General features: G+C 66.0%; 19 protein-coding genes. 12 read left to right on the forward strand and 7 right to left on the reverse strand.

From position 1 onward, the window contains the following. Positions 1–91: 91 nt before the first annotated feature. The 5 genes from G3W89_RS08075 to G3W89_RS08095 all read left to right on the forward strand — a co-directional run bounded on the left by G3W89_RS08075 (position 92) and on the right by G3W89_RS08095 (position 7061). Positions 92–1117, forward strand: a complete 1026-nt coding sequence (locus G3W89_RS08075) for a Bug family tripartite tricarboxylate transporter substrate binding protein (protein WP_162573589.1) — start codon at positions 92–94, stop codon at positions 1115–1117. 31 nt (positions 1118–1148) lie between these two features. Next, the gene (locus G3W89_RS08080) at positions 1149–2057 is read left to right on the forward strand and encodes an SDR family oxidoreductase (protein WP_162573590.1); all 909 of its coding nucleotides are present in this window, start codon (positions 1149–1151) and stop codon (positions 2055–2057) included. A gap of 110 nt (positions 2058–2167) precedes the next feature. Next, positions 2168–5161 carry an AMP-binding protein gene (locus G3W89_RS08085; RefSeq protein WP_162573591.1) on the forward strand — a complete coding sequence of 998 codons (2994 nt, stop codon included), beginning with the start codon at positions 2168–2170 and terminating at the stop codon, positions 5159–5161. After that, complete coding sequence (locus G3W89_RS08090; RefSeq protein WP_162573592.1) at positions 5154–6344, forward strand: acetyl-CoA C-acyltransferase; 1191 nt, start codon at positions 5154–5156, stop codon at positions 6342–6344. Before G3W89_RS08085 ends, G3W89_RS08090 begins: the two co-directional genes overlap by 8 nt. A gap of 102 nt (positions 6345–6446) precedes the next feature. Beyond that, on the forward strand, positions 6447–7061 hold the full coding sequence (locus G3W89_RS08095; RefSeq protein WP_162573593.1) for a TetR/AcrR family transcriptional regulator: 615 nt from the start codon (positions 6447–6449) through the stop codon (positions 7059–7061). Positions 7062–7214: 153 nt separating this feature from the next. On the opposite strand, the gene G3W89_RS08100 is transcribed toward G3W89_RS08095, so the two are convergent. Both G3W89_RS08100 and G3W89_RS08105 read right to left on the reverse strand, forming a co-directional pair. Further along, positions 7215–7403 carry a hypothetical protein gene (locus G3W89_RS08100; RefSeq protein WP_162573594.1) on the reverse strand — a complete coding sequence of 63 codons (189 nt, stop codon included), beginning with the start codon at positions 7401–7403 and terminating at the stop codon, positions 7215–7217. Then, positions 7403–7621, reverse strand: coding sequence for an SHOCT domain-containing protein (locus G3W89_RS08105; protein WP_162573595.1), 219 nt, complete (start codon positions 7619–7621; stop codon positions 7403–7405). The genes G3W89_RS08100 and G3W89_RS08105 overlap by 1 nt, the downstream gene beginning before the upstream one ends. Positions 7622–8407: 786 nt before the next feature. On the opposite strand from G3W89_RS08105, the gene G3W89_RS08110 reads away from it, so the two are divergent. Continuing rightward, positions 8408–9409, forward strand: coding sequence for a serine hydrolase domain-containing protein (locus G3W89_RS08110; protein WP_162573596.1), 1002 nt, complete (start codon positions 8408–8410; stop codon positions 9407–9409). 120 nt (positions 9410–9529) lie between these two features. Here G3W89_RS08110 and G3W89_RS08115 read toward each other — a convergent pair whose 3' ends face one another. Continuing rightward, positions 9530–10804, reverse strand: a complete 1275-nt coding sequence (locus tag G3W89_RS08115) for an MFS transporter (protein WP_162573597.1) — start codon at positions 10802–10804, stop codon at positions 9530–9532. A gap of 148 nt (positions 10805–10952) precedes the next feature. On the opposite strand from G3W89_RS08115, the gene G3W89_RS08120 reads away from it, so the two are divergent. Further along, positions 10953–11576, forward strand: a complete 624-nt coding sequence (locus G3W89_RS08120) for a hypothetical protein (RefSeq protein WP_162573598.1) — start codon at positions 10953–10955, stop codon at positions 11574–11576. Between the two features lie 306 nt (positions 11577–11882). Next, positions 11883–14159: a family 16 glycoside hydrolase gene (locus G3W89_RS08125; protein WP_162573599.1), complete on the forward strand. Its 2277-nt coding sequence runs from the start codon at positions 11883–11885 to the stop codon at positions 14157–14159. Between the two features lie 25 nt (positions 14160–14184). On the opposite strand, the gene G3W89_RS08130 is transcribed toward G3W89_RS08125, so the two are convergent. The 4 genes from G3W89_RS08130 to G3W89_RS08145 all read right to left on the reverse strand — a co-directional run bounded on the left by G3W89_RS08130 (position 14185) and on the right by G3W89_RS08145 (position 17283). Further along, complete coding sequence (locus tag G3W89_RS08130) at positions 14185–15243, reverse strand: DMT family transporter (protein WP_162573600.1); 1059 nt, start codon at positions 15241–15243, stop codon at positions 14185–14187. A gap of 235 nt (positions 15244–15478) precedes the next feature. Continuing rightward, a complete protein-coding gene (locus G3W89_RS08135; protein WP_162573601.1) occupies positions 15479–15718 on the reverse strand; it encodes a hypothetical protein in 240 nt (79 codons plus the stop codon). Between the two features lie 130 nt (positions 15719–15848). After that, positions 15849–16142 carry a GYD domain-containing protein gene (locus tag G3W89_RS08140; RefSeq protein WP_162573602.1) on the reverse strand — a complete coding sequence of 98 codons (294 nt, stop codon included), beginning with the start codon at positions 16140–16142 and terminating at the stop codon, positions 15849–15851. 319 nt (positions 16143–16461) lie between these two features. Continuing rightward, positions 16462–17283, reverse strand: a complete 822-nt coding sequence (locus G3W89_RS08145; RefSeq protein ID WP_174258242.1) for a GntR family transcriptional regulator — start codon at positions 17281–17283, stop codon at positions 16462–16464. A gap of 100 nt (positions 17284–17383) precedes the next feature. Here G3W89_RS08145 and G3W89_RS08150 point away from each other — a divergent pair, with 100 nt between their 5' ends. From G3W89_RS08150 to G3W89_RS08165, 4 genes are all read left to right on the forward strand, one after another. Then, a complete protein-coding gene (locus tag G3W89_RS08150) occupies positions 17384–18256 on the forward strand; it encodes an isocitrate lyase/PEP mutase family protein (protein WP_162573603.1) in 873 nt (290 codons plus the stop codon). Next, entirely contained in the window at positions 18256–19659 is a 1404-nt protein-coding gene (gene leuC, locus G3W89_RS08155) for a 3-isopropylmalate dehydratase large subunit (protein WP_162573604.1), read from the forward strand. Before G3W89_RS08150 ends, leuC begins: the two co-directional genes overlap by 1 nt. Before the next feature lie 2 nt (positions 19660–19661). Continuing rightward, positions 19662–20327: a 3-isopropylmalate dehydratase small subunit gene (gene leuD / locus G3W89_RS08160; protein WP_162577388.1), complete on the forward strand. Its 666-nt coding sequence runs from the start codon at positions 19662–19664 to the stop codon at positions 20325–20327. Between the two features lie 129 nt (positions 20328–20456). Further along, complete coding sequence (locus tag G3W89_RS08165; RefSeq protein WP_232076409.1) at positions 20457–21485, forward strand: tripartite tricarboxylate transporter substrate binding protein; 1029 nt, start codon at positions 20457–20459, stop codon at positions 21483–21485. Positions 21486–21490: the final 5 nt, after the last annotated feature.

Below are 21490 nucleotides of genomic sequence, written 5' to 3' on the forward strand. Positions count from 1 at the left end.
GAAAACCTGAATTTGATCTCTCGAACTAAGTGCCGTTAAGATTAGAACGTCAGAAGCTTTGCTCTTAGGTACCTCTTTGACAGGAGACAGAATGTTCGCAAGAAAGCGCTTGAAGTTCGGCCCGGCGTGCACTCGAAGGCGCTGGTTCAAGGCCCTGGCCGCCGGCATTGCCTTGCCGCTTGTGCTGGGTGCTTCCGGCTCCGTGGGGGCGACCGCATTCCCGGACAAGCCGATCAGGCTGATCGTCCCGTACAACCCCGGCGGCATCACCGACAGCCTCGCACGCCGCCTGGCCGAATTGATGCGACAGGACTTGCAGCAGCCGGTCATCGTCGAGAACAAGCCGGGGGGCAATACTGCGCTGGGTGCGCGCGCCGTCGCTTCCGCCGCGCCCGACGGGTACACCGTGCTCTTCGCGACCGGCGCTACCGCTGTGCTGAACCCGCTGCTCTATCCCAAGCTTTCCTACAACCCCGATAAGGAACTGCTCCCCGTGGCGCGTGTAGCGATCACGCCAATGGTCATGGTGGTGGGCCCCAACTCGACGTACCGTGCCCTGCGGGAGTTTGTCGTCGATGCCAAGGCCAATCCCGGAAAGTTCAACTACGCATCCACGGGCACCGGCAGCTCGCTGCACCTGGCAGTTGAGCTGCTGCAGAGCGAGACTGGTATTTCCCTCGTGCACGTGCCTTTCAACGGCAGCGCGCCCGCGCAGTCGGCGCTGATGGGTGGGGACGTGCAGTTCTTCGCCGATGCGGCGGGCAGTTCGATGGCGCTGGTGCAGGGCGGCAGGCTGCGTGCCCTGGCAGTGACCAGCCGCGAGCGCCTTCCGGCCTTGCCCGAGGTTCCGACCGTGGCTGAAAGCGGCTATCCGAACGTCGAAGTCACGACCTGGTTCGGGCTGATGCTGCCGCGAAACGCACCCGCTGATGTAGCGAACCGGCTCAACGTCTCGGCGGCGCGTGCAATTGCCGACCCGAGCTTCCGTCAGCAATTCGAGGCGCTTGGTCTGGTCGTGCCTCCGGCCATGACACAGGCCGAGTTCGTTCGATACATCGGCAAGGAGCGCGAGCGCTGGGCGCCTCTGATCCGAGCCAAGAACATCGTCCTCGAATAGCCCTTTCCCCATCCACACTGGAAGTCATCGAATGTTCGAAGCCAATCTCTTGCGCGGCAAACGCATCCTTGTCACCGGCGGAGGCTCCGGCCTGGGCCGCGAAATCGCCGAACGCTACCTTCAGCTTGGCGCAGAGGTCCATATCTGCGGGCGCCGCCAGTCGATCATTGATACGGCCGCCGCGGAACTGACGGCGCGCCATGGCGGGCTGGTGCGCTCTCACGCGGTCGACATCCGGGAAGCCGATTCGGTCGACGCGATGATCGAGCGCATCTGGGCCGAACACGGCCCGCTTGACGGCCTGGTCAACAACGCCGCGGGCAACTTTGTGAGTCGCACGCAGGACGTATCGCCGCGTGGTTTTGACGCGGTAGCCAATACCGTGCTCCACGGCACCTACTACGTCACTCACCACGTGGGGCGGCGCTGGATCGCTGGCGGCCATAGGGGCTCGATTGTCTCCATCGTCGTGACTTGGGTGCGTACGGGCGCGCCTTTCGTCGTGCCCTCGGCCATGAGCAAGGCCGGCGTCGAAGTGATGACGAGATCGCTAGCGATCGAGTGGGGCCGCTACGGTATCCGGCTGAATGCCATCGCGCCTGGCATCTTTCCGACTGAAGGCGCCAACAGCCGCCTCAGCCCGAAGGCGGCCTGGGAGGACGGCGTCGTGCGGAATCCGATGAATCGGCTGGGACGCATGTCCGAGCTGCAGAACCTGGCAGTTTTCCTCATGGCCGATGGCGTCGAGTGGATCAATGGCGAGACCATCGCGATCGACGGTGCCGGCCATCGCCAGAACGGTGCCTCCTTCACCGAGTTGGCCGAGCTCGACGACAACGCCTGGCGCGAGATGCGCGAGGCGATCCGCAGCCAGGACCAGCGCGACAGGTCGCTGCGCGCCGCGCCCGACGCCGCACCTTTTTCTGGCACCGACTGGTGATGGCCCCGCCGCTCAAGCCGGCGGAGTTCGATGCCTTCATCGGCCGCGAGCGCGCACTGTGGGGCCCCCCTCTGATCAAGGCCAAGAACATTCACATCGAGTAGGAACTCATGAAAATCGATCGCATCGTGGAGGAGGTGGTTGCGCTTGGGCGGGGGGCCGAGGCGGCCCTGGCGCTGGAGGATGGGCGCACGCTTTCTTATGCCGAGCTGGCGGGGCGCATTGGCGCCGCGGCCCAAGAATTGACCGGCGCCGGCTTGGCGCCTGGCCAGCGAATGGTGCTGCTAGGCGAGAACAGTGAGGACATGGTCGTGGCCCTGATGGCAGCGATCCGTGCCGGCGCGTGGGCGGTACCGCTCAACGCCCGCATGTCGGCCGGGGAAGTAGACGCGATCTGCGCGCACTGCGAGCCGCGCCTGGTCTACTTCGCGGCGGAGGCCTCGGCCGATGCGCGCGCTCACGCCGAGCGGCGGGGGGCGCAGGGCACGCGGGAGGCCCTTCCCGGCGGCCGCCTGCAGACGTTCGAGGGTGCGGGCACGGCAGCCGAGGCCAGCGGTGACGGTGATCCGGACGATGTCGCCCTCATGATCTACACCTCGGGCAGCACCGGCATGCCCAAGGGGGTCATGCTGACGCATGCCAACCTCGACTTCGTGACGCGCGTGGCCAGGCAGCAGGAAGTGCTGATGCCCGGCGACGTCGTCTTTCACGCCCTGCCGATCTCGCACTCCTTCGGCCTGATCACCGTGCTGCTGTGCGGCCTGCGCGCGGGCGCTACGTTGCGCCTGGTCGATCGCTTTTCGGCCGAGAAGTTGGGCAATGCCATTGCCGACGGCACCGTCACAGTGTTCCCGGGCGTGCCGGCGATGTACGCACGGCTGCACGAGTGGGCCCAGCACAATGGCAGGACGCTCACGCCGAACCGGATGCGGATGGCTTACATCGGCGGTTCCCTGATCGATGCTTCTCGGAAGGCTCAGTCTGAGGCCTTGCTCGGACTGCGCCTGCACCATGGCTACGGCCTCACAGAATCGGCTCCCTCCGCGACGCGCACGTTCGGCCACCCGCCACCGAAGGACATCACGGCGGGCTGGCCGATCCCCGGCGTCGAGGTGGTACTGATGGACGCGGATGGAACGCCTGTCGCCGATGGCGAGCGCGGCGAAGTCTGCATCCGAGGCCCCAACGTGATGCGAGGCTATTTCCGGGATCCCGAGCAGACGCGCGCCGCGATCGATGCCGAGGGCTGGCTGCACACGGGCGACGTGGGTCTCTTCGGGTCCGAGGGCGATCTCTCCATCGTGGGCCGCAGCAAGGAGATGATCATCCGCGGCGGCTTCAATGTGTACCCGGCCGAGGTCGAGAAGGCGATCGCCGGATTTCCCCACGTGGCGCAGTGCGCGGTTGTCGGGCGCAGCGTACCGGGCGATGAAGAAATCGTCGCCTACGTTGAGCCGGAGCAGGGCCACATCGTCGACCTGGCGCGACTGCGCGCATTCCTGCGCGAAAGGCTCGCGCCCTACAAGGTGCCGGCCGAGGTGCACACGATGGCGCAGCTGCCGGCCACCGGTACCGGCAAGCTTCTGAAAGCGAAGCTGAAAGCACTGGCCAACGAAGCGCCGGCGCGAGCGCGACCATCGCTCGACGGTCTGTTGGCACCCCGTTCGGTCGCGGTCGTGGGCGCGTCCGACAACCCGAACAAGGTTGGCGGCCGACCGATCAAGTACCTGAAGGAGCAGGGCTTCGCCGGTCGGATCTATCCGGTCAATCCCCGCGCCGACAGGGTGCAGGGCCTGCCCGCCTATGCGGCGCTCGATCGGCTGCCGCAGGTGCCGGACGCGGTGATCCTGTGCATCGGTGCCGAGCAGGCGGAACAACAGTTGAATGAATGCGTGCGCCTGGGCGTGCGCCATGCGCTGCTGTTCGCATCGGGGTATGCCGAGGTCGGCGCCGAGGGCCGGGTACGTCAGGAGCGTCTGGCCGAGATCTGCCGCGCTGGCGGCCTCCGCTTGGTAGGGCCCAACAGCATCGGTGTCGCCAGTTTCGACACCGGCGCGGTGCTGTCTTTTGCCTCGATCTACACCGACCACGTCCCGCAGGATGGTCCGGTGGCGATCGTCTCCCAAAGCGGGGCTTTCGGTGTGGCCGCGTATGCCTTGCTGCGCGAAGCCGGCTGTGGCGTGCGCTGCGTGGCGGCCACCGGCAACGAGGCCGATGTCGACACGGCGGATCTGATCGAGGCGCTGGTGCAGCGGGCGGGGCTGCGCCTGATTCTGCTTTATCTGGAGAACGTGCCGGATCGCGCGCGCATGGCCGCGGCGCTCGACGCCGCCCGGCAGCGTGGCGTGGCGATGCTCGCGGTGCGTTCGGGGCGTTCCGATCACGGAAGCCGCTCTGCAGATCTCCACACCGGTTCGTTCGGGGCGGGCGGCGCTGAGCTCGATGCACTGTTCGACGCGCATGGCTGCCGCGCATTTCCCGGCTTGGTGGAATTGGTGGCGAGCGTTCCGCTCTATCTTGCACCGATGCCCTGCCGTGCTTCTGCAGGCCGTGCACCTCGGCTGGCACTTGTCAGCAATTCGGGCGCCTCCTGCGTGCTCGCAGCCGATGAGGCGGAGGCGAGCGACCTGCCGCTCGCACGTCTGTCGGCCGAATCCGAACGGCAGTTGGATGAGTTGTTGCCGGACTTCTCGCTGAACCGGAATCCCGTTGACCTGACGGCCATGCTTCTGACCAGCCCGGCGCTGCTGGGTGACGTGATGCAGGTCGTGCTGCGCGACGAGGCGGTGGACGCTGCCGCATTGGGCCTGCTGGCGGTGGGTGGGCCCAGCTACGACGTGCCACGCTTCGTGCGCGAGTGCCGGACCGCGATGGAAGCCACCGCCAAGCCGGTGATTGTCTACAGCCCGCATGCCCATGTGCGCGAAGCCTTCGCGCTGGGCGGCTTTGCCGTCTTCACCGGAGAGGCGCAGGCTATGCAAGCACTCCGGGGCTTCGCCGCACACTGTGTCGGCTCGGTGCCTCGAGCGCTCTCCACTGCCCCGTCGAGCACCTCTCCAGCCTCACGTTCAGTTGACCCGATGGAGGAGCCGACCCATGCGTGATGCAGCCATTGTTTCCTATGCCCGTACCCCCATCGGCAAAGCCTTCCGGGGAACCCTCAATCTCACGCACGGTGGAACACTCGGCGCGCACGTGGTGCGCCACGCCGTCGCGCGCGCCGGCGTGGCGCCGGACGAGATCGAGGATGTGATTCTCGGATGCGCCTTTCCGGAGGGTGCCAACGGCTTCAACATCGGCCGCATCGCTGCGCTCGCGGCCGGGCTGCCGGAAAGTGTCCCGGGCATGACCGTCAACCGCTACTGCTCGTCGGGGCTTCAGAGCATCGCAATTGCGGCCCAGGCCGTTCGCGCCGGCGGGCTGCAACTGGCGGTGGCCGGCGGGACCGAATCTGTCAGTTGCGTGCGCGAACACACCAACAAATTCATGCGTGAGGAGCCATGGCTCACGGCCCATGCGCCGCAGGTCTACATGCCGATGCTCGACACGGCAGAAGTCGTGCAACGACGCTATGGAATCTCGCGCGAGCGTCAGGACGAATACGCCGCCTTGAGTCAGCTGCGCTATGCCCAGGCGCAAGCGAACGGCTACTTCAACGAAGAGATCGTGCCTGTCGTGACGACCGCGCGCCGCCAGGATCGCGATGGCAGCACGCGGGATGAAGTCGCCGAACTCGGGAGGGACGAAGGTCCGCGTGCCGGCACGAGCGCCGCGACGCTGGCGGGACTGAAGTCGGTGCTCGAAGGTGGGACGGTGACGGCGGGCAATGCAAGCCAGCTGTCGGACGGCGCGGCCGCCTGCGTGGTGATGGACGCGGACCTGGCCGCCCGGCGCGGCCTGCCGACGCTGGGCTGGTTCCGCGGCTTCGCGGTCGCCGGCTGCGCGCCCGACGAAATGGGCATCGGTCCCGTCTTCGCTGTGCCGAAGCTGCTTCGGCAGGCGGGACTGACGGTGGACGACATCGGCCTCTGGGAACTCAATGAGGCCTTCGCGGTGCAGGTGCTCTATTGCGCGGATCGGCTCGGAATTCCACAGGATCGCTTGAATGTCAACGGCGGTGCCATCACGATCGGGCATCCTTTCGGCATGTCGGGCGCGCGCATGACCGGCCACGCGCTCCAGGAGGGGCGGCGCAGAGGGGTGAAGTACGTCGTGGTCACGATGTGCATCGGCGGCGGCATGGGCGCCGCGGGCTTGTTCGAGGTCGCGGGGGTTGGTGGGCCGTAACAGCCTATTCGGAAGTGCCTGCCTTCACTCCCGAATCGACTGTCACGGCCCACTATTGCAGAGGGAGGTACGTGGTGCCCGCGCCGGTAACATACCGCCACAATGACCGCCAAAGCCCAAAAAAGTGCATACCACCACGGCAATCTTCGCGAGGAATTGCTGGCTCAGGGCTTGGCGATCGTCGAGCGGGACGGACTTGGCAGCCTCACCATGCGCGAGCTCGCGAAACGCGTGGGGGTGACACAGACTGCGCCGCTTCACCATTTCGAGACCAAGGCAGCGCTCTTGGCAGCAATCGCTGCCCAGGGCTTTCGAATGCTTTTCGATCACCGCATCGCAGCGCTGAAGGACAAGCGCTCGCCTGGTGAGCGGTTGATGGCAGTGTTGATGGCCTACGTGGAATTCGCACTGGCGCATCCAGCGCTGTATCAACTGATGCATGGCCCGGAGATCCCTGACAAGACGCTGTTCCCGGAACTCAACGACGCTGCGACACGCTCGTACAGCCTGCTCGAATCCGCAGTCGCGGACTATCTTCTCGAGAGCCAGGGCTCGATGGAGAGCAGTCGCGACGCGACGCTCGCTGCTTGGACCGTGTGCCAGGGACTCGCGACCGTTCTCATCAACCCGCAAAACACCCCGCGCTACGTGCTTCGCAAGGATCCGTTGGGGGTCTCGCGGCGGGTTTTCGAGATGTTTGTGAGAGCTATTGATTGAAGCGAGGTCGGCTGGCGTGGCGAAGTAGCTCGACGAATACAGCTCGAACGCTTATGCGCTGGCCGCTGCGGCAGTCATGCGTTCATTCGGCCCTGATGCCGTTGCGCAGGATGCCTATGGCATCGACTTCGACCTCGATCATATCGCCCGGCTTCATCCACACAAGGCCTTCAGGTCGGCGGCGCGGCTTCCGAAGACCTGGCGCAGGTCGACCACGCGCTGGCCGAGCACGGCGCCGTAGCTGTCGGTGCCGTTGGCGCGTGCGGTCGCCGGGGTGAACCAAGCGGCTGTCAGAACTAGAGCGCTCAGAAGGACAATGAAGAAAGTACGTATTTTGCTCATCACGGCTGGCTCAGCACCTTTATCTTTTCTTGCCCGAACTCGGCTTGCGTCAGTGTTCCGCTATCGAGGAGCTTCTTCAAGTTGCTCAGCTTCGTGAACCTGACGTCCTCTGATTGAGGGTTCAAAAGCGGCGCAGCCTTGGCGACACACTCAAAGACAAGTTCGGCGCGAGGGAAATTGCCAAGAATGTGCGGGGGCGTGGAGGTGGTTTCCTGCAACACGTTTATCGATTGGCCCTTCCGCTCACATTACTGCACGGCTCGCAGTTCGTCTGGTCACACCCGGCCATGCCCGTCGCGATGGACGTAGCAATTGCGAACCTTGCTATCTTTGGCAGCACGCGCACCGCTTCCTGTTCGAATTGATTGGGCTCGGCCAGGAGCCAAGTAGGCGTTCGGGCCGAATATAGCTGCACGGGGATGGCGTTCAATGTTGCGGTATCAAGGATACCGGACGACCGTGACGAACGTCCGCTCCTGGCCGGCTGTCGCTGTTGACGACCCAACGCCGAACTGAGCAGAGGCTACACGCCCATCAGTTTCTGCGCGCTGAAAAGCGGTTCAGCCAAGAACCCTGCTGCCAGCACCTTGACCATGGTTGGCTGCTTCACGACTTCGACGTCCTGGTCGGGCGGGCTTCGCAGTCGCCGTCGCCCACGTCTGTGCCGTCAAGGCACTGCCATGGCGAGAGCTGTGGCCCCGACAAACAGCCAATGTTTCATGAATTGGAAGAAACACGGTATGTCCGATCTTGGCCCGACCGCAGTCGGCCGTTGGACCAGCGCATACCGAGGCGCCGCGCGCGACCGTACCTCGCGGTGAACGTCGCTGATGCAATCTTGTTCGCGTTGGTCATGAAGCCTGCGACTGCGGCTGTTGGCCAAGCCATGCGTCAGCGGAAATTCGCCCAGGCCCTCCGATTCAGGCTGTCGGCATCCGGCGCATACTTGACCGTGGCGCTTCCGGCGATGCTGACAGGGAGCCAAATAGGATGGGGAACTCAGGATGCGGAAAGTCTTCGCCTGGCTTTGCTTGACGGTTGCGGCCACCGCCTTTGCGCAGGAGGCGCCGCCCTGGCGAAGGCCCGTCTCTGAGGAGCAGCAGCTCGACATCGCCGCTTTCACGGAGGTCGACCGCATTGTGCAGGCGCTAGGCGATGTCCAAAGTGTTGTCGTTGTCCTCCAAGGTCGAGTGGCGTACGAGTACTACCGCGATGGCGACGTCAACGCATTGCGAAACATCCAGTCGGTCACCAAGAGTGGCCTGGCTCTCCTGGTGGGTACTGTATTGAAGCAAGGCCAACTTGCCACGCTCGAGGTGCCGGTCGTCGAACTCATGCCTGAATGGCGAACGCTCAATCTGGACCCCCGTGCGCGGACCATCACCCTCAAGCACCTGCTGGCCATGACCACTGGCTTTGAGGTAGACGACAGCACTGGAACTGCCGTATCCCTTGCGCCTGCGGCAGCTTGGGCCAGGGCGATTCAAGCGGAACCGGGGCGGCGCTTCGCCTACGACAACAGCGGACCCCCGATGGTGCAAGCCATTCTTGAACGAGTCACCGGGCGCCCCATCGCGGAACTGGTGCGCGACCAACTCGTGACGCCTCTTGCCATGCGAGAGCCTTCGTACTCTCGCGGAGGCATCGCGTCGATGAGAACGGTGGACATGGCGAAGTTGGGCTATCTGCTGCTTCGGGATGGCCGGTGGGAAGGCAAGGAGATGCTCCCGCCTGGATTCGCGGCGGAAATGGTCAAGCCTCAAAGTGCTGGTGGGCCGCCCGTTGGCTTGCCCTATGGGCTTTTCTGGTGGGCTCCTTCCCGTTCAACCTACTTCGCCAGCGGCTACTCGGGCCAGCTCATCTGGGTCCATGCCCCGCTGGGCCTGGTGGTCGCGGCGACTTCCACCCTGTCGCCGGACAGCGCGCAGCGCGGCCAGGCCCTCAAGCTTGCGCGAGGACCTGTCTTTCAGGCTGTCCAGCAGCGGGTGGGCTCGAATGGGAAGTAGCGCGGTCGGCCGGGCGAGTGAGGCGCTCAGATTGAGGCGGCATCCGGCCATGAGCAGTCCTTCGGCTCTCCCCCGTTTGCAACGGTTTCGTCGCTTCGAATGACGGTGACCTCCTTTTGCTCAGGAGGCATTGCGCGCCTTTTCGTCGTGGTGCGTACCTCGCATCGCACGCCACAATGCCAAGTCGTAGCTGATCTTGAGCAAGCCGCACGCGATGAGCGGCATCGAGATCCATCCCGCAGCGAATAGAGCGCCGCTCAGGGTCGGACTGAGCGCCGCCGCCAAGCTTCGTGGCACGGCCGTGAAACTTGCTGCGGCACTGCGTTCCGCAGGGGTGACGACGGTCATCACGTAGGCGTTGCGCGTCGGGACATCCATTGAGGATAAGGCGCTGCGAACCATGAGCAAAGCCAGCGCGACTGGGAGGTTGTGTGCCAGTGCGGCCAGCACCAGGCAGACGTTTGCGGGCAGGTGCGTGAAGACCATGGTGTTGAGCAGCCCGATGCGCTGCGCGACCAGCGGTGCTGCAAGCTGGGATGCAGCACTGAGCAACCCGGTCCAGAAGAAAAACACACCGGCCTGCGTCAGCGAGAGACCGAAGCGCTCGAGCAGCCACAGCGACATCAGCGCATTGACAGTCAGCCCGCCGGCGAAGGCGTCGACGCTGAAGAGCGCCGCCAATCGAACCACAACGCTACGCGAAGGCCCCAGCGGCGTCGGCGCGACACGCTCGCTTACCGCTTCAACGCCGACTGGTGCCTGCACATTTCGATAGAGCCAGAACACCGCCAGTCCGATGGCGGCGTACACCAGGAACATGCCGCGTAGCGCGTCGACGTGCGCCAAAGCGGTGTGGCGTACCAGCCAGTCCGGCACGGCCGCCGCAAGCGCCCCGAGAGCGGCGCACAGCGCGCCCATCAGGCTGTAGCGCGCAAACAGGGCGGTTCGCGCGTGGCCCCGAGCGGCGGCGGCAAGGCGCTCGTGTTCCAGCGGCAGAAAGACGCTGACGTCGCCCGAGCTGGGATTGAGCGTGCCGACGAGCGCCACGATCAGCAAAGGCCAGAACGACGACAGGCCCGCGAAGCCCAAGCCCGTCGCGGCCATCAGCAAGGCGGCGCCGCGCAGCAGCCGCCCACTCGCGAAGCGATAACCCCATGCTCCGACCGCCAAGGTGGCCAGCGCCGATCCCAGCATCGTTGCCGTGCTCACGATGCCGACCTCCAGCGTGCCAAGCCCCATCGATAGAAGGTAGGCCGGCAGCAACACCGCCATGTAGCCGTCGCCGAAAGCACGCAGGGCCCGGGCGGCGAGCATGGGCAACGCGCTGGGATCGACGCCCGATGGCAGCAGGCGCAATAGACCGAGACGCGGGCCAGGCAAAGGGTCGGTATTCATTGTTCATCCGGCAGCATGGCCAAATTATGTAGAGATCGGGCGCTTCAAGAAGCTGCCGGAACCTGTCGTCGTGATCGCCGCGGCGCTGATCGGGCTCGCAGTGCATCCGTGGTTGGCCCATGCGTGACGTCCGAAAGGAGCAATCAAGATGAAGCACAGATCGATGGTCCTCTTGGCCTCGCTCGCGTCCTCCCTGGCCGGCGCGCAGGCCATCAACTTCGACTCCGACCCGGTGGGGACAACACCGGCAGGATGGCGCTGTGGCGTTACCGGCAGCGGAAGCCCGCGCTGGGCGGTGGCGGCGGATGCCACCGCGCCCAGCAAGCCGAACGTGCTGATGCAAAGCGGCAGCGGCGCCTTCCCCTGGTGCGTGAAGAGCGGGACAGCGCTTGCCGACGGCTTCGCCGAAGTGAAGTTCAAGCCCATCTCCGGCCGTGAAGACCAGGCAGGTGGATTGGTATGGCGATGGAAGGATGGCGACCACTACTATGTCGCGCGGGCCAATGCACTGGAGAACAACGTCTCGCTGTACTACACCGAGCGGGGCAGTCGGCAGACGTTGAAGTACACCAGTGCCCCGCTCAAGGCCGGCATCTGGCACACGCTCAGGGTCGAATTTGCGGGCACGCGAATCGCCGTGTCCCTGGACGGCAAGCGCTACATCGAATTCGACGACAACCACATCGGCGGCGCGGGCGCGGTGGGTGTGTGGACCAAGGCCGACAGCGTGACCGCCTTCGATGATTTTGCATATGGCACCGCGCGCCCATGAGTAAGGGAATGGGGACATGGCCAACGGACCTTGCCTGCTGGGACGCGGTGGCGTCCGGGGTGGAGGCGTTGCCAGGGCCCGCGCCATGAGAAGCGCCGGCCTTTTCGGAAGTGGCGCCCTATAACGAGAGAGCGGCAGGAGGAAGGAACGCGCTGCAAGGCATTCCGGACGAACTACGCCGTCCTGGGGATGTGCGGGGGGCAGCAGCAGGCTCAAACTCTCTTCGCGCAACCCTGCGCGGACCACGGCGGGCAAGCTGCGCTTGCAGCGTCCATCGGTCGTCGCGGCCATTGAGAGGGACTCATCATGATCAACCGTCTGGTGGAAGCGACTCAGCCTGCAGATGTTCAGGAGACCACGTTCGCGATCGACGTCCTCGGGCGATACATCTGCAGCACTTGGGACGAGGCAACGGCGAATGGCGGCGTCGCCTTTGACGCGGTGGTGATCGGGGCGGGCATGTTCGGAGGCTATTGCGCGGAGAAGATCTATCGCGCCGGGCCCAACCTTCGTGTGCTCGTGCTTGACGCGGGCAGCCTGCTGGTGACGGAGCACGTTCAGAACCTCTCCCGAATCGGCTTGAACGCCGCCGGTCCGAAGAAGGATCCGACCAAGACGTTCGACGTCCCCGTCATCCTGAACGCCGACGACCCCGGCACGCGCGAGCGCGTCTGGGGCATCCCGATGCGCAGCATGGTCCCCATCGCCGGCCTGGCCTATTGCCTGGGTGGCCGGTCCCTTTATTGGGGCGGGTGGTCGCCGCGACTGACCGACGCGGATCTGAGCCAGTGGCCGCAGCCCATCGCCTCGTGGCTTCAGAGTCCTACGCAAGCCGGTGATGCCTATGAGCGCGTCGAGAAGGAGATCGGGGTGTTCGACACGACCGACTACATCTCCGGTCCGCTGTTTGACGAGCTATTTCAGAAGTTCGGAAGCCTGGTCGGTACTGTGCCCAGCGTGGATGCCGTCGAAGAGGCGCCGCTCGCGGTGCAAGCCGCCCCGCCGGCCTCTGGCCTGTTCAGCTTCGACAAGTGGAGCAGCATGCCGATACTGACCGACGCGGTGCGCGAAGCCGCCGGCCGGCCCGATTGGCAGCGGCGCCTTTTCATCGTACCGAGGGCACAGGTCACCCGGCTGCAGACGAGTAACGGCGCGGTGACAGGGATCGAGGCTCGCGTGAATGGAGAGCAAAAAGTTCTGGCGATCCAGCCTAGCTGCGCGGTGGTGCTCGCCTCGAGCACCATCGAGGCCACGCGGCTGGCACTCAACTCCTTTCCCACCCCGCTCATGGGGCGAAATCTCACGTCCCACCTGCGCACGAACACGGTCGTGCGCGTCCACCGCTCGGCACTCGATCCGGCCTTGCCGCAGCGCTTGGAAGCGGCTGCGCTGCTGGTGCGTGGCTCGACGCCAGCTGGCCGCTATCACCTGCAGGTGACCGCAGCGGCGGGCCCGGGCGGGTCGGAGGACGTGATGTGGCGCATGATTCCGGACATCGACTTGCTCGATCGGACGCTTGCCGCGCAAAAGGAAGACTGGATCGTCATCACCTTGCGCGGCATCGGCGAGATCGCGGGCGACCGCGACCCCAACGCCAACAAACTGACCGGCCAGCCGCCCAGCTGGATGGACCTGAGCGATCAGACGGACACGTTCGGCACGCCCCGGGCATGGGTCAATCTGGTCACGACGCAGGCGGACGATGCGCTGTGGGACACCATGGACAAGGCCGCCCTGGATCTCGCCAAGGCCCTGGCCAACAACGACCCGACGAAAATAAAAATCGTCTCGCACACACGCGACGGGCTCGGGACGACGCACCATGAGGCAGGGACTCTCTGGATGGGAGCGAGCGCGAGCGATTCGGTGACGAATCTCGATGGCCGCTTTCATCACGTCGCCAACGCCTACGTGGCGGGTCCCGCGCTCTTCCCTTCGCTCGGCTCAGCCAACCCTGCGCTCACGGGAATTGCGCTCGCGCGCCGCTGTGCTGAAGCCATCGCGCGGGAAAGTCTGCGGACTGAGCCAGGGTTTGCGCCGCTCGGCATGGGCGGCATCGATGGCTGGAAGATGGCGGGCCTGGGCGGGTTTGTCGAATTGGGCGGCAACATCATCGAATCTGCAGGCGGGACGGGCCTGCTTTGGTTCACGGGCAAGCAGTTCCAGAATTTCGTTCTTCGTGTCGACTGGCGTGCCTTCGCGCAGGCGGACAACTCCGGGGTCTTCATCCGCTTTCCCGACCCCGGAAACGACTGGACGATCCCGGTGACACAAGGCTACGAGATCCAGATCGACAACGCCGGCATGAACCCCGACGCGACCCCACCGGCCTTTGGAGATCCACTGCACAACACAGGCGCCATCTACCAGCTCGCCGGGTCGACGGCGGCGCCGGCAATCGGTCAGTGGCACAGCTTCGAGATCGAGGCGAGTGGATCAACGATCACGGTCCGCCTGAATGGCCAGCAGGTGAGCCAACTGCAGAACGCGAGCCGCTCGCCGAAAGGCTTCATCGGCTTGCAGAACCACAACCCGAATTCACGTGTGCAGTTCACCCGGCTGCGGATCAAAGAATTGCCTTGAACCCTCGCGCGCGGTGTGCCCGGGGTCAGTGCTCGTGCCGATGGTGCGCATCCGGCACATGCGCGTGGCTGTGATTCACCGGTTCGTGCGTATGCTGATGGCTGTGCTGTCCCGCGGGCATCACGTCGTGGACATGCGTATGGTGCCCATCGTCGTGCGAGTGGGCATGTTCGTGAACCAGCGGCTCATGATGGTGTTCGTGCCCGTGCGATTCGGCCAGGTGAATGACGACGCCAAGCATCATGAACACGCCGCCGGCCGCCATCACCCATGTCCCGCTTCGGTCCCCGAGCGCGATTGCAAGCGCCGCGCCGATGAAAGGGGCGAACGCAAAAACGGATCCTGTCCGCGCAGCGCCGAACGCGCGCTGCGCAAGCAGATAAAAGCGCAAACTCAGTCCGTATCCGCTGGCGCCGACCAAGAACAAGGCGACCGCGGCACCAAAGGTCGGCAGCGGGTCGCCGAAGACAAACGCGAGCACAGTCGTCGCCGCCGCGCCCATCACCGCCTTCCCCAAGACCACCTGGCCGGGATCACGCTCGGCAAGCCCGCGGGAGAGCGTGTTGTCCGCACCCCAGGCGGCGGTGGCCAGCAGCACAGCCAGCAAACCCCATAGCTGGGTGCCGCCACTGCGGCCCTGGTCGAGCACCAGCGTCACCCCGCCAATCAAGAGCAGAAGCATCGCCGCCCAGACCCGGCGGTCCATCGTCTCCTGATAGAGGTAGCGTGCCAACAGAGCGGTGAACAATGCCTCGAGCGTCAGCATCAGCGATGCGCTGGTGCCGCTGGTGTGCTGGAGGCCCCACGCCATTGCAACGGGTCCGATGACGGCACCGAACGCCGCCATGGACATGAGACGAGGCAAGTCGCCCCGCACCATTCGCGCCTCGCGCTCCACGCGCTGGCGCAACAGCGCTCCGACGGCAGCTGCCCCCGCGTACAGGAGGGCGGCCGTCGTGAAGGCACCCAGCCCGGTACCGAAGCGCTGCACGAGAGGGGTGCTCACCCCGAACAGCACAGCCGCCAGCAAGGCCAGGAGACCGCCGCGAAGCGCTGGAAGATGGTTCAGGCGGCTTGGGCTCATCACTTGAGGGCGAAGCGCAGTGTGATGGTCTTCTTGTCAGCGGTGGTCAGTACGGCAACCACCTTCGCGCCTTTGCCGAGTTTGACCCCCTTGGCTGACCCCGACCATCGGATAGGCTCGCCTTCAAGTTCCGATCGTCCTGGGCGCGCATCCGCCTTGGAGCCGTCTGACCTCGAGCTTGGCGCTGCGCTCGCGCTCTCACGTGAAGCCTCGCCAGCCCACTCCCCCCAGCCGCTCACCACCGCGGCCAATCATCAGCCCGCTTCCGCTCGACCCGCGCAGCGCCCCAGACCACGTGCAGTTTCCTGCCCTCCCGCGCCAGGCTGTCCGCCATCTTCTCGATCACGACCCGCCGTCGCAGGCTGTTGCCCGGCACGTCCAGCTCCCAAAGCTCGAGGGAGCCGTCCGGCCTTTCCTCCACCAGCATGGAGAAGCCGCCAAGGCCATCGCGGTATTTGAGGGTGCGGCAGTACATCGGGATTCGGGGAGGAGGGAAGCGCCAGTGCGTAACCCCCCAACCGCGAAAGTTCCCGTCGTCTGCCCGGGCTGCGTAGTGGTCCTGCATGGATCGCCACCAAAGCCTGGCGATCCGGACCGGAACGCAACTATGGGAGCTTGGCGAGGATCTCGTCCATCTCGCCGCTCGAATAGGCGCGAAGCGATTGAAATCGAATATTGCCCTGCATGGCGATGGCGAGTGTGAACGCCGCCATGGCCTTCTCATCTTCGCCCTCGACGATGGAAACAAGGTCGTACTCGCCCTGGGTCCATAAAATTTCCCGCATATTGACCCCGACCTTCTTCGCCGCTTCTTTCGCGGCTGCTGCGCGCTTGGTCGTGTCCTTGATCGATTGCAAACCCTTGTCGGTAAAGCTCATCAAGCCAACGTAGGTGATCATGTCATCTCCTCGGTTCGACATAGACGGCCGATGCCATCTGCCTCGAACCGCCGCAGCCGCCAAACGCCGATTCGAGCGCACTGGCAGTGAAATGGTCTGCGAGTCGTCGGCGAGGTGAAAACCGCAAAGGAAGTGCGTACCTCGCCCGGAGGCGGCAACATGACTTCACTGGGAGAGCGGTTGGGATGCTACGCGCTTCAGCGGCAATGGCAAGGTCCAGTGAATGGACACCGGCGATGCACTTCGTGCGCAACGCGGCCCTCGATTCATGGGCGGCAAGACCGCCGATGACCTGCGACGCTTCCATGGCCTTTCGCAATCACTCGCCGGACAAAGGATCGCCATCGACCGGCGCATCCAGCACGATCTGCCCCGCCGTCAGCGTGTTCACCGTCGCTCCGGCGATCTCCATCATCACGCTCGCACGGTCGGCGGCCATGTAGGCGGTGAGGTGCAGCACCGGGCGCTCCTTCATGTCATGCATCAGCCGCACCAGCTTCAATAGCGGCGCACCCACCTCCGTCTGGATCAGGCCGGCCCGTTGCGGATCGCTCACCGTCGCGCTGAACTCCTGCACGACGCGGCCGAACTTCACGCCCTGCATCATCAGGATCTCGTAGAGCGCCTTCTTCTTGAGTGCAGCCGCCGTCACGCGCCGGCCAACGGCGGCGGGCACCCACGCGTCGGTCAGCATCGCCGGCTGGCCGTTGCGGTTGGACCGGATGCGCAGCGCGTGCACGGCCTTCTCGCCGGACGGAATCTGCAGCAGCCTCGCCACGTCGGCCGGGGGCGCGGTCTGCTCGACCTCGAGGACGCGGACGATCGTCTCGATGGCCGTCTTGCGCAGGCTGTCGATCACGCTGAGGCTGGGCATGGGCCGCATCTGCCCGGGCTCGCCGCGCACGAAGGTGCCGCGGCCGTGCCGGCGCTCGACGAGACCCTGCGCCGCCAGGTCGGCCAGGGCGCGTCGCACGGTGATGCGCGAGACGCCGAATCGCTCGCAGAGCGCTTCCTCGTTCGGCAACGCGCCGCCCGGGAACAAGCCCCGCGAAATCTCGTCGCGCAGCACCAGGTAGATCTGCCGGTGCAAGGCGGTGCCGCGTGCGCCGTTCATCGGCGTGGTTCCAGTCGACAGGTTCATGGCGGGAGCATAACTTGTTGACTTGTTGTTATGTTGTGATAGTCTTAGGACAACAGAGACAGGCAAGCAACGATCAACTGCGCTGAAAGACCGCCGCCCAATGACCACCCACACCTCCCTTCGCGAGCTGCTCGCCGCGCCCGGCATGCTCATCGCCCCTGGCGCTTATGACGGCATCGGCGCGCGGCTGATCGAGCAGGCGGGCTTCAGCGCCGTGTACATGACCGGGGCCGGCACGTCGGCGGCGCGCGGCTATCCCGACTTCGGCCTGCTCGACATGGGCGAGATGGTGGCCAACGCGGCCACGATGGCGCGCGCCATCAGCGTGCCGTTGATCGCGGATGCCGATACGGGTTACGGCAATGAACTGAACGTGACGCGAACGGTGCGCGAGTACGAGTCGCGCGGCGTCGCCGCGATCCACATCGAGGACCAGGTCTCGCCCAAGCGCTGCGGCCACCTGGATGGCAAGGAAGTGGTCTCGCGCGCCGAGTTCGTCTCGAAGATTCGCGCCGCGGTCGAGGCGCGCCGCACGAAAGAGTTCGTGATCATCGCGCGCACCGATGCGCGCGCCATGCTGAGCCTGGACGAGGCCATCTGGCGCGGCAACGCGGCGCTCGACGCCGGTGCCGACCTGGTCTTCGTCGAGGCCACGCAGTCGATGGAAGAAGTGGCGGCGGTGCCCAAGGCAGTGAAGGGGCCGTGCCTGCTCAACGTGGTCGCCGGCGGCCGGACGCCGATCTTCGACCTTCGCGAAGCGGAGGCCATGGGCTACAAGCTGGCGATCTTGCCCGGCCTGATGCTTGCCGCCGCAATCCAGGCCGGCGATGCGGCGCTGGCCCAGCTGAAGGCCACGCACAAGGCGCCCGAGGTCACGCAGAACGTGGCGCAGACCTTCCGCCGCTTCGGCGCCGACGAATGGGATGCACTGCGCCAGCGCTTCAATGCCGGCGCCGTGATGGAAGCCAAGTGATGGCCGGCCGAACGCTCTTCGACAAGATCTGGGACGCCCACGTCGTGCGCGACCTGGGCGACGGCTGGGCGCTGCTGCACATCGATCGTCACCTGCTGCACGACCTCTCCGGGCCGCCTGCGCTCGCCGAGGTCACGGCGCGCGGCCTGCCGCTGCATGACCCGGCGCTGGTGTTCGCCACGCCCGACCACGCGATGTCGAGCCAGCCCGGGCGCAACGGGCTGACCTACCCGCCGGGCGGCAAGCTGTGGACGGCGCTGCGCGACCGCACCCGTGCTGCCGGCGTGCGCCTGTTCGACCTGGGCGAGCCGGGGCAGGGCATCGTGCATGTCATGGGGCCCGAGCTGGGCATCGTGCTGCCGGGCCTCACCGTGGTTTGCGGCGACAGCCACACCTGCACCAACGGCGCATTGGGTGCGATGGCCTTCGGCATCGGCTCGTCGGAGAGCACGCATGTCCTGGCCACCCAAACGCTGCGCCAGCAGAAGCCCCGGCGCATGCGCATTCGTTGCGATGGCGTCTTGCGGGCGGGCGTCACCGCCAAGGACCTCGCGCTGCACATCATCGGCAAGCTCGGTGCTGCGGCCGGCGTCGGCCATGCGATCGAGTACGCGGGCAGCGCCATCGAGTCGATGGAGGTCGAGGCCCGGCTCACGCTGTGCAACCTGACGGTGGAGCTCGGCGCGCGCTGCGGCATGGTGGCGCCGGACGAGCGCACCTTCGACTATTTGCGCGGGCGTCTCTTCGCGCCGCGGGGCGAGGCCTTCGACGCGGCGGTGGCGCAATGGCGAGTGTTGGCGAGCGATGCCGATGCGGTCTTCGATCGGGAGGAGTTCATTGATGTCGCGCTCATCCGCCCCACCATCACCTGGGGCACGAGTCCCGAGCACGTTATTGCCATCGACGGCCGCGTGCCCGATCCGCAAGCCGTCGCCGATGCCGCGCAGCGCGACACGCTGGCCGCCGCCCTCGACTACATGGGCTTGGCGGCGGGGCAGGCCATCGCCGGCACGCCGGTCGACTGGGTGTTCATCGGGTCGTGCGCCAATTCGCGCATTTCCGATTTGCGCGCTGCCGCCGACGTGGCGCGCGGCAGGCATGTGGCGCCGGGTGTCACGGCGTGGGTGGTACCGGGGTCCGAGAACGTCAAGCGTGCCGCGGAAGCAGAGGGCCTGCGCGAGGTGTTCGAGGCCGCCGGCTTTGCCTGGCGCGAGCCCGGCTGCAGCATGTGCGTGGCGGCCAACGGGGAGCAGGTGCCGCCGCGGAAGCGGTCGGTGTCGACCTCCAACCGCAACTTCGTGGGCCGGCAGGGGCCGGGTGCCCGCACGCACCTCGCGAGCCCAGCCATGGCGGCTGCAGCGGCCATTGCCGGCTGCATCGCCGATGTCGGGAGCATCGCATGAGCATCCCCCCATTCACTATCGTCAGCGGCGCCGCCCCATACCTGCCGCGCGCCAACATCGACACCGACGTCATCATCCGCATCGAGCGCCTGACCTCGCTGCCCAAGGACCAACTCGGCCCCTACGCAATGGAGGCTTTGCGTTACCGCGCCGACGGCAGTGACGACCCCGGTTTCATCCTGAACCGGCCAGTGTTCCGAGGCGCTCCGATCCTGCTGGCCGGCGACAACTTCGGCTGCGGCTCCTCGCGCGAGGGCGCTGTGTGGGCGTTGCAGGGCATCGGCGTGCGCTGCGTCGTCGCGCCGAGCTTCGGCGACATCTTCTACAGCAACTGCTTCCAGAACGGCGTGCTGCCGATCCGCCAGCCAGCAACCAAGGTCGAGGCATTGGCCGCGGCCTGTGCCGACGGAGCCCCGCTCACGGTCGACCTCGAACAGCGCATCCTGATAGCGCCCTCGGGCGCGCATACCCCGTTCACCATCGATCCGCTGCGCCGCGAAGCGCTGCTCCATGGCCTGGACGACATCGGCCTCACGCTGCGCGACGATGCCCTGATCCGCGCCTGGCAGCAGGCCGACCGTGTGCAGCGGCCGTGGGCCTGGCCACCGGCCCCGGTGGCGGCGGCGAACTGGAGATCACGAGCCCCGCCGAGTTCGGCCGCTTCCTGAAGGCCGAGCCGACGAAGTGGGGCAGGGCGGTGGTCGACCGCGGCATTCAGGTGGGATTGAGGCCTTTCGCAGCAAGCCCGCCGCGACGCGCAGGGCGCCGGCGCCTTGCCATCACAAAACGAAGGAGACATGAAGATGATGACGTGTGTGTTTCAACAGGCTTGGAGGCTCCTCGAGCGCGCCGTGCGGCGCCTGCGCCCTTGCGCCGCGGCGCTGGCCGCAGCCGCCGTAGCGGCCGCCGCTCTGCCGCTCGCCGCCGCGGCGGCCGATTGGAAGCCGGAGCACCCGGTGACGATGGTGGTGCCCTACGCAGCCGGCGGTGGGACCGATGCACAAGCGCGGGTCGTGGCGAAGGAGCTGTCGCAAATCTGGGGCCAGCCCGTGGTGGTCGAGAACCTCGGAGGCGCGGACGGCCTGATCGGCACCCGGCGCGTGATCGACGCCAAGCCCAATGGCCTCACGCTGCTGGTGCAGCTGCCCTCCATCACGCTGATCCGCCACCTGCCGGCCTTCAAGGGCACCGATCCCGTGTCGCAACTGGTGCCGGTGTCGGCGTTCTCGACACTGCCCGGCGTGGTGGCTGCCAATGCCTCGCTGCCGGTCGCTACCATGACCGAGATGGTGCGGTACTGCAAGACGGCCGCTCCCCCGTGCTCGCTCGGCACGACCGAGAACATGGCGCGGCTGCAGACGCGCATGCTGGGCGAGGAAAGCGCGCTGCCCAACCTCATCGTCGTCAACTACAAGGGCGGCGGGCAGCTCATCACCGACCTGGTCGCCAACAACGTCTCGTTCGCCATTTCCGGGAGCACGGCGGTGCTGCCCCATGTACGCTCCGGCGCGCTCAAGGTCATCATGACCATGGGCAGCAAGCGCTCGTCGATCTTGCCGGACGTGCCGACGGCCATCGAGCAGGGCTTTGCCAGCTTCGATGCGACCACCTGGTACGGCATCTTCGTGCCGAAGGGAACGCCGTCCGACATCCAGCAGGGCATCGCGACCGCGTTGCGCGAGACAGCGAAGAGCGAGGCAGTGCGCAAGTCCTTCGCGACCATCGGCGCCGAGCCGCTGGGCAATACGCCGGCCGAGTTCGCGGCAATGGTCCAGCGCGAGCGGGACCGTGCCGACGCACTGGCGAAGCGCTTTCCCCTCGAATGAAATCC

This window comes from Variovorax sp. PBL-H6 (assembly GCF_901827155.1).
Lineage (GTDB): Bacteria > Pseudomonadota > Gammaproteobacteria > Burkholderiales > Burkholderiaceae_C > Variovorax.